Origin of the sequence: Janthinobacterium sp. CG_23.3 (genome assembly GCF_046115965.1) — a bacterium.
In the GTDB taxonomy this organism is placed as follows: domain Bacteria; phylum Pseudomonadota; class Gammaproteobacteria; order Burkholderiales; family Burkholderiaceae_D; genus Janthinobacterium.
Window position 1 is genome coordinate 1 of record NZ_JBJXIB010000177.1, and the last position, 8,508, is coordinate 8,508.

Below are 8,508 nucleotides of genomic sequence, written 5' to 3' on the forward strand. Positions count from 1 at the left end.
GTTGCGTTGGGTGCAGAAGCACTACCCCTGCTCTTTGCTCTTGGTTGCTATCGTTTTGTGGTTCCCGGATGCGCGAGGAGTCCCCCCCGCCGCCCCCCCCCCCCCCCCCCCCCCCCAGCAGCGCCTTGCCGTCCGGGGTCCAGCGGAAGTCGGCGATGGAGCGGTCCCAGTCGTCGGCCAGCGTGCGCTTCTTGCCGCTGGCGACATCCAGCAAGACCATGTGGAAGCGGTCGGCTTCGAAGCCGGGCCGGGTCATCGCCAGGTAGGCCAGCGTGCGCCCGTCCGGCGAGAAGATCGGCTTGCTGTCCCAGGCCGGATTCTCGGCGCTCAGGTTGCGCGGCGCCTTGCCGCCGGCGGCCGGCACCTCATACAGGTCGAAATTGGTCGACCACGATTCCGACTTGCCGGCGATGCGCACCGAGAACACGATGCTCTTGCCGTCCGGGCTGAAGCGGTATTCCTCGTGGTCGCCGAAGGGCTTCGACGGCACGTCGCCGTCGAGCCTGCCGCTCAGGCTGACCGGCGCCGCGCCCAGGCGGCCGGCGCCGTCCAGCGGCGCCGAATACAGCGTCGAACGGCGGCCGTCGTCCCAGGCGTCCCAGTGGCGCACGAACAGCTTGTCGTAGACGCGGCCGCTGGCCTTGGTCTTCGCCTGCGCGTCCAGGCGCGTCTTGGTGCACGCCAGGTCGGCGCAGTCGGGGAAGGCGCCCATGCTCAGCGCCAGCCGGTCGCCCTGCGGCGACAGGCGGAAGTTGTCGACGTCCAGCGGCAGGTCGCTGACCTTGGCCGCCTCGCCGCCGCCCAGCGGCAGGCGCCACACCTGCGACGAGCCGGAGCGCGCCGACAGGAAGTAGATGGCGTCGCCGGCCGGCGACCATTCCGGGTCGGTGCTGCTGGCGTCGCTGCCGGTGAGCTGGCGCGGCAGCGGCTTGGCGGCGCGCAGGTCGATCATCCACAACTGGGTGTTGCCGCGGTTTTTCTCCATATCCGTCGAGCGCACCGAATACACCACGCGCGAAGCGTCCGGCGACAGCACCGGACTACCGACCCGCTCCATCTTGACCAGGTCTTCAACCGTGAAACCGCGCGGCGCGGCAAGCGCACCGGTGCTCGCCATGGCGGCACCGAGTAGCAGCAAACGTACATTCATTCGTTCTTCTCCGATGTGTAGATAAAAGTGTCGGCGAGGCTCTGCATCAGGCGCCGCCGACGTGCATGATACCAAGCTTGGCGAGGCCGCAACACGGCGACTTCATGTCAGAAATATTGTTAAACTAAAAATACCGTGATCGACGCGCAACGTTCGCTGGCGCCCCAACTAGAACCGAACAATGACAACCACCTCTGGAACACGCAAACAGCATGGGTAACCGGACCTTCCTCTACACCACCGACAAACTGCCAACGGCACGCGACAGCGGGGAAGCGGCACCCGTCATCTGCCATGAAGTCGGCAGCGGCAACAATTTCCTGCCGCCGCTGTGGCGCGTGTTGTTCAGCACTGCGGCGAGCGGGCCGGCGCAGGATTTCCAGCAGATTTTCCTGCCCTCCGTCTGCGGCGGCATTTACGCCGAGCGCACCCTGGCGGAACAGCGCCTGTTCACCCTGCTCGACTTCGTCGGACAGCATCCGATGCTGCCCGACGCGGCGGACTTCCAGCGCAAAACCGAGGGACTGCGGCAATACCTGGCCACGCTGTCGGGCCTGGCCTACAGCGCCGACCTGAACGAATACTTCATGATGGTCGGCGACGAGCTGTCCGAGGACGCCCAGCTGGAATCGTTCATGCGCCAATGCGCCAAAACCTGGCAACAGGCCGAGCAGGCGATGCGGCAGGACGATTACCGCGGCATTGAAAGGCTGTATAAAATCGATCCGCGCGACGCGGCGAACAGCCTCGGCTTCGCCTGCTGGTCGCACGACTATTTCCACGCCTACAGCGACGCCAAGGTCGACGCGACGTTCGGCGAATACCGCGCGGGCCAGGGACGGTCGCAAGACGCGGCCGATGGCGCCGACCACCTCGACTACGTCGGCCACGACTTATACAGCTACAACGAAAACGGCATGGTCGGCCTGTGCCGGCACGATGGCACGCCGGTGCTGCCCGCCGAATACGACGACATCAGCGCGTTCGACTATGAGATTGACGTCGCCGGCCTGTGCCAAAACGATCTGTGGGGCATCTACGACGCCAACGGGAAGGTCGTGCTGGCGCCGGTGCTCGACGAACTCTACGAATTCCAGGAGCGCGTGGCGCTGGCCAGGCTGGACGGGCGCTACGGCTATCTGGACAGCAAGGGCCGCTGGCTGGTGCGGCCGCGCTACGACGACGCCTTCAACTTTAGCGCCGGCCTCGCCGCCGTGGTGCTGGGCGGCCTGACCGGCTACGTCAACCAACTCGGCTGCGAAGTGATCGCGCCGCAGTTTCTGGACGATAGCGAGAGTTTTTTGCCGCAAGGCCAGGCGGTGGTGCAAACGGCGCAAGGCTACGGCGTCATCGACCGCGTCGGCGCCTTCGTCATCCCGGCGGCCTACTCCGCCGTCGAGTGGGACGAGGACCTCGTTGCCTGGTTGGCGACGGGCGACGACGGCCACCGCGCCGTATTCTTCGGCGACGGCCGGCCGTGGTTCTCGGGCGCCTACGAGGACATCGACTGCCTGGTCCTCGAATACGACGCGCTGGTCCAGCAAAACGGCCTGTTCGGCACCGTCCGCCGCGATGGCAGCGCCGGCATCCCGGTCCGCTACGACGACATTGAATTGCTGCTGCCGCCAGAGGAAAGCGAAGCGGGCATCGCACCGGCCCTGTATGCGGTCACGAGCAGCGACGGACTGACCGCGGCTTGCCTGGCCAATGGCGAGCTGTGCGCGCCCTTTGAATTTTGCAGCATCGACTACCTGCCCTTCACCTCCGACGTGCTGGAACCTCCGCTCGATTCCCTCACCGGACTGCCGCAACTGCTGCTGGTCGGGCGCGAGCAGCAAGGCCTGGGCGTGTGGTCGATCGACCGGCAAGAGCAGATTCTGCCCTGCGAATACGCCGTGGCGCAACCGTTCCGCTTCCAGCAACAACAGGTGGCGCTGCTGGCCCATGCGCCGGAACGCGGCTACGTCATCGCCGACGCCGCGGGCAAGCTGCTCAGCGCTCAGCCCTACGACTGGATCGACCAGGAGGCCTATCAGGGGGCGCAGCCGTGGCACCTGCACGCGATTGCGCACGGCATCGGCATCGACTGGTCGGAAGGCCGGCCGATCCTCGGCTGGCGCGAGCACCAGGGATGGCGGCTGTACCCGGACGGGCGCGAAGAGTCCGAACTGATCTACCAACTGCGGCGCGCCTTCGACGAGAGCAAGGCGCCGGCCATCGCGCCGCACTCCGTGCTCAAGGGACTGCTCAACATCGTGCGGCGCAAGAAAACCCACGTGCTCCCCGGCGCCACCGACCCCGACGCCTGCAAAATCGTCGGCGACATCTACACCCACGGCCAGGGCGTCGGCGTCGACATGGCGAAGGCGTGCAGCTTCTACGCCACCGCCGCGGCGGGCGGCAACGAGGAGGCGCAATACCTGTACGGCTACTACCTGATGGAGGGCCACGGCTGCGAAGCGGACGCGGTCGCGGCCCGGCTGCAATTAGAACCCCTGGTCCCGGGCAACAAGAAGGCCCTGAATGCCTTGGGCAAGCTATATGAATATTATCTGGGCGACGAAGTCGACGCCGCGCGCGCCCGCGCCATGTACATCGCGGCGGCCGAAGGCGGCGAATCCGGCCTGGCGCAGGCGCAAACCAACGCCGGCAATTGCTGGCGCGACGGCATCGGCGGGCCGGTGGATGAAAACATCGCCCTCGAATACTTCGAGCTGGCGGCCGAGGCCACCCCGAGCCGCGAAGGCAATTCGGACGCCTGCCACTCCGCCGCCGAGTTGTATGGCGAACAAGCGGCGGCGGCGCACGCGGCCAACCAGCCGAAGGAACACAAGCGCGCGCTGCAACGGGCCATCTATTTCTATAAATTATTGCTTGGGAGTGGGCTGGACGAGGGCCACATCGGCCTGGCCCGTTGCTTCCTGGGCCAATATGGCGGCGCGAGCAAGCCCGACGCCGCAAGGAGCCATTTGCGCCAAGTCTGGCATTCGGGTCTCTACGCCGACGAAGCCCATGCGTTGTGGGATCAATATCAACTGGGCTGACAGTCCTCCGAAAGCTCTGCCATGAATGGATCGGAACCGGTTTTCCAGCAAATACTCGGCGCCGAATGGGATAAGCTGGGCGCGGTCATACAGCGGCATTATTTCCTGCGCCCGTATTCGAACGACGCGGTCTGCATCAGCGGCACGATGAACGAGATCTACCACTCGCGCTTCGCCAAGCTGCTGATTCCGTTCGGGCTGCTGTTTGGCGCCGTGGTGCCGTACAACGCCAAGGACGTGCCGGTCGACGTCGGCTACACGGCGTCGCCAAGCAACAAGAACATCTACTGGGACCGCGCCTTCCGCTTCACGGCGGGCAAGCTGTTCCACTTCCGCTCGCACATGGAGCACCAGTCGGGCAACGACGTCATCGAGTTCGTCCGCTTCGGCGTGGGCATGCGCCTGAAGGTCAGCGCCGAGGGTGGCGCCATCGTCTTCCGCGACCACGGCTACATCTGGCGCATCTTCAACGTCGACCTGCCGATACCGGTCGGCCTGCTTTTCGGCAAGGCCTACGTGGAAGAGCGGCCGGCGGGCGGCGACACCGTGCGCATGAAGATGGAGTTGAAGCATCCGCTGTTCGGGCGTAAGCGGTAAGCCAGCGGCGTTATATCCGGGCAGCATTCGTGTCGGCACAATCTCATCCGTGTTCAACGCGATGGAGATTGGTCATGGATGGGATGGTCGTAAAACAATCACGTAAAGAAGTGGAATGGCGCCAACGGCTGGCACGGTTTGCCAAGAGCGGTCAGCAGATCAAGTCATTTTGCCAGGCGGAGTCGGTGTCGGAAGCGGTGTTTTATCGCTGGCGCAAGCAGTTGGAGGCCGTGGGCGACGTGGCGCCAGCTGCCGGCTTCATCGACGTCGGCGTGATGCCACCGGCGCCGTCAGCGCCGTCGATGACGCCATGTGACTCGGCCGGTGCAACGCTGGACGTGCGCCTCGACTTGGGCCATGGCCTTGTGCTGCAGATCGTGAGGCGCTGATGTTCTTCCCGGAAGGGCAAATACGCGTATTCGTGTACGGGCGGCCGGTCAGTATGCGCCTGTCCTACGATGGCTTGTACGCGCTGGCCAGGCACACGATGCGGCAAGACCCACTGTCGGGCAATCTGTTCGCCTTCATCAACCGGCGCGCCAACCAGATCAAGGTGCTGTACTTTGATCGCAGCGGCTGGTGCGTGTGGGCCAAGCGACTCGAACAGGGCCGTCTGCTGAGCGATTGGGGCACGGTGAGCACGCGTGAAATGGACTGGACCGGCCTGAAGCTTCTGCTCGAAGGAATAGAGCCGAAGCGCGTGCGCCGTCGGTATAAAAATACTGCGCTGATACCGCAAAATATGAGCACAAACGCGGGCGCATGAAATACAATTTCCACATGCCCTCCGATCTCCATTGCGCCCAGTCCACGCCTGCAGATGCGCCTTCGCTGACGCCTGCGCAGCTGGTCGATTTGGTTGGCAAACTGGAACGCGACAACGTCAATTTGCGCCGCCAGATCGCATGGTTCCAGCGCCAAATCTTCGGCCAGAAAAGCGAGAAACGCCATCCCGAGCCGGAAGGTGTTCAGGGCGTTCTTGGCGTGGGTTTCGACGCCATTGCCGACACGCCGCTACCGGCCAAGAAAACGGTGGTGGTCGCCCATGAGCGCAAGGCCAAGCCGGTCGGCAGTGGCGCCGACGAATCGAGTTTGTTCTTCGACGACAAGCGGGTGCCGGTGGAAGTGATCGCGGTGCCCAACCCGGACATGGAACTGCTCAAGCCGGACCAGTACGAGGTGATCGGCGAGAAGGTCACGCACCGCTTGGCGCAGCGCCCCGGTAGCTATGTCGTGCTCAAGTACGTGCGGCCCCTGATTAAGCGCAAGGACACGCGGGCGCTGTCGTGCACGCCCGCGCCGGTCGGCGTGATCGACGGCAGCCGCGCCGACGTCAGCTTCGTCGCTGGCATGGTGATCGACAAGTTCGACTACCACTTGCCGCTGTACCGCCAGCACCGCCGGCTCGACGACGCCGGCATCCGCGTCAGCCGGCCGTGGTTGACCCAATTGATGCAATCGACCGTGGCGCTTCTTGAACCAATCTACGACGCGCAGCTCGAATCGATACGGGCCAGCCGCGTCAAGGCGATGGACGAAGTGCCGATCAAGGCCGGTCACGCGGGCCCCGGCAAGATGAAGCAAACCTATTTCTGGCCGATCTACGGAGAGCGCGACGAGATTTGCTTCACGCATTCGCCAGGCCGCGCCGGCCAGCATGTGCGCGACATGCTCGGGCTGTCGCCGCCCGACGACGCCGTGCTGCTCAGCGACGGCTACGCCGCCTACGCCAGTTACGCCAAACAGGTCGGGCTGACGCACGCGCAGTGCTGGGCGCACGCGCGCCGGGAGGTGTTTGAAGCCAAGGACATCGAGCCTGCGCACGCCGAGAAGGCGCTCGAGCACATCGCCGCGCTGTACGCGGCGGAGGAGCATATCCGCAACAACGACATGACAGGCGCGGCCAAGCGCGCATGGCGCCAGGCGCACGCCAAGCCGGTGGCGGAACGCTTCTTCAAATGGGTCGACAAATACTTCGAGGCGCAAGGCTTCCTGCCAAGCAGTCCCTTCACGAAGGCGCTGAACTACATCCGCGAGCGCCGTAGCGGCCTCGCCGTCTACCTGGACGACCCCGATGTCCCGATCGACACCAACCACTTGGAACGGGCGCTGCGGGTGATCCCTCTTGGCCGGAAAAATTGGATGTTCAGTTGGACCGAAGTGGGCGCCAAGCATATCGGCATCGTCCAGAGTTTGCTCGTGACCTGCCGCCTGCACGATGTCGATCCATACGACTACCTGGTCGACGTGTTGCAGCGCGTGGGCCAACACCCCGCGTCGTTGGTCGAACAACTCACGCCGCGCGTGTGGAAGACGATGTTCGCCAAGAATCCACTGCGCTCCGACCTTTACCAACGCGACGAACGCCAGTCAAGTCAATAACGCCGTCGGCTTACCGCTTACGTTCGGGCTGCTGTTCCGCTATCACGGCACCTTTGCTATTCCACTGGCGCCGTAAAGGCGACGCTCGCCGGCCATAGCCGAATGTCCGCAAACGACCCATAGGGGACGTTCAGGTTAGCCGGCGCAAGATGTGGCGGGCGGCTTAGCGGCTGGCGCGCCAAGTCAAGGAAAGGGATAGACTGGCAGTGACTCAAGTTCGTGAAGCCGAGTCCGGCAAAGGTCAGCGATCTCCCGAAGCTTGATAGTGGCATCATGTAGCGGGGTTGGCAATTCAGCATTCGCTGTTCGCAAGTCTTCGTGCCTAGACGGATCGATCATCTCTAGAAGTGGCTTTATCGCGGGGTGATTGCCAGCCGCAGCGAACCAATCCCGGCTAAATTCCAGGCCGCGCAGCTTTTGATCTACCGGCAGACCATCAAGTCGGGCTGCGAGTGTTTCACAATAGGACGCAGCGAACTGCAAGCAAAGCGTCTCCACGTCTTCAGCTGGCGCAATGATCTCCACCTCAACCTCCTTGTTTCCTCGTTTAGAGCTCCGTTTTACGTTCACAGGAAGGTAATAGCGACCTTCTACCCAGGCGCTGATTGGCCGATACCCGTCATGGACTATTGCGTTGCGTAGCTTTCTGAACAGGTCGGCATGATGAACACCATCTTCAATGTCGGAAGAGCCTTTCGTTATTACGCCTGCGCCAATCAAGGCGTCCCTAAAAGTCTGCAACATTGCCAGCACAGAGCTAAAGCGGTAGGGCACGGGTTGAGGGCGCTTTTCGTCCAGCGAAATGCTCATCGGAGGCATTGAGTTCTGGAAGTGCTTAATCTCGTTTAGGCTCTCCTCAATCAGCTCGCTCATGCGGAACTTTAGTTCAGCAGCGGCATGGTCTACCTGATGCTGGAACGCCAAAACATCAATAAGATGATAGTAAGCGGACATAATTTCTCAATCGATTAAGACGACAGCTTATCTTGGGCTGGAGCGACGTCTTGCTGATTTTTCGGTCCATTATTGACGTTGATGATGAGCTGACTTAGCGGGATTTAGTGCAATAGGGTTGAATGACCGCTCTTGGCCGATAGCTGACGGTCATACCCCATGGATTGTATCGTATCAATCCTATAAATTTACCATCTGGAAAAAATCGATGTTACCAAGCGCTTCGCCACGTGTTTTGTGGGTTGACTGTTCACTTTTTAAACCAAAGGCAAGTGGGGGTCTGCCCCACCTCGTTATACACAAGTCCGGACCAACGCCCAGCCGGTTTGAAAACACGTTTACATTCAATAAACTAACGCGCCCCTTGTAAACTTGCCATTA

At 62.6% G+C, this 8,508-nt stretch carries 6 protein-coding genes and 1 pseudogene; 5 read left to right on the plus strand and 2 right to left on the minus strand.

Translation table 11 applies throughout. The annotated features are described in order from the left end of the window. Positions 1-1,150, minus strand: a pseudogene (locus ACFDR9_RS25815) (S9 family peptidase); the annotation flags it as partial. A 212-nt stretch (positions 1,151-1,362) separates the two neighbouring features. Here ACFDR9_RS25815 and ACFDR9_RS25820 point away from each other — a divergent pair. The 5 genes from ACFDR9_RS25820 (at position 1,363) to tnpC (ending at position 7,173) form a co-directional block, all read left to right on the plus strand. Then, on the plus strand, positions 1,363-4,194 hold the full coding sequence (locus tag ACFDR9_RS25820; protein ID WP_409032818.1) for an SEL1-like repeat protein: 2,832 nt from the start codon (positions 1,363-1,365) through the stop codon (positions 4,192-4,194). Positions 4,195-4,215: 21 nt separating this feature from the next. Beyond that, positions 4,216-4,791, plus strand: coding sequence for a DUF4166 domain-containing protein (locus ACFDR9_RS25825; protein WP_409032819.1), 576 nt, complete (start codon positions 4,216-4,218; stop codon positions 4,789-4,791). A gap of 74 nt (positions 4,792-4,865) precedes the next feature. Then, positions 4,866-5,180, plus strand: coding sequence for an IS66 family insertion sequence element accessory protein TnpA (gene tnpA / locus ACFDR9_RS25830; RefSeq protein WP_409032820.1), 315 nt, complete (start codon positions 4,866-4,868; stop codon positions 5,178-5,180). Further along, entirely contained in the window at positions 5,180-5,557 is a 378-nt protein-coding gene (gene tnpB / locus ACFDR9_RS25835; protein ID WP_409032821.1) for an IS66 family insertion sequence element accessory protein TnpB, read from the plus strand. Before tnpA ends, tnpB begins: the two co-directional genes overlap by 1 nt. A gap of 14 nt (positions 5,558-5,571) precedes the next feature. After that, complete coding sequence (gene tnpC, locus ACFDR9_RS25840) at positions 5,572-7,173, plus strand: IS66 family transposase (protein ID WP_409032823.1); 1,602 nt, start codon at positions 5,572-5,574, stop codon at positions 7,171-7,173. Positions 7,174-7,356: 183 nt separating this feature from the next. Here the strand turns inward: tnpC and ACFDR9_RS25845 are convergent, their stop codons facing one another. Then, entirely contained in the window at positions 7,357-8,127 is a 771-nt protein-coding gene (locus tag ACFDR9_RS25845; protein WP_409032822.1) for a hypothetical protein, read from the minus strand. Positions 8,128-8,508: the final 381 nt, after the last annotated feature.

Excerpts from the sequence above, each read along its gene's own strand:
- ACFDR9_RS25820 (WP_409032818.1), top strand. The coding sequence starts at position 1,363 with ATGGGTAACCGGACCTTCCTCTACACCACCGACAAACTGCCAACGGCA.
- ACFDR9_RS25825 (WP_409032819.1), top strand. The coding sequence starts at position 4,216 with ATGAATGGATCGGAACCGGTTTTCCAGCAAATACTCGGCGCCGAATGG.
- tnpA (WP_409032820.1), top strand. The coding sequence starts at position 4,866 with ATGGATGGGATGGTCGTAAAACAATCACGTAAAGAAGTGGAATGGCGC.
- tnpB (WP_409032821.1), top strand. The coding sequence starts at position 5,180 with ATGTTCTTCCCGGAAGGGCAAATACGCGTATTCGTGTACGGGCGGCCG.
- tnpC (WP_409032823.1), top strand. The coding sequence starts at position 5,572 with ATGCCCTCCGATCTCCATTGCGCCCAGTCCACGCCTGCAGATGCGCCT.
- ACFDR9_RS25845 (WP_409032822.1), bottom strand. The coding sequence starts at position 8,127 with ATGTCCGCTTACTATCATCTTATTGATGTTTTGGCGTTCCAGCATCAG.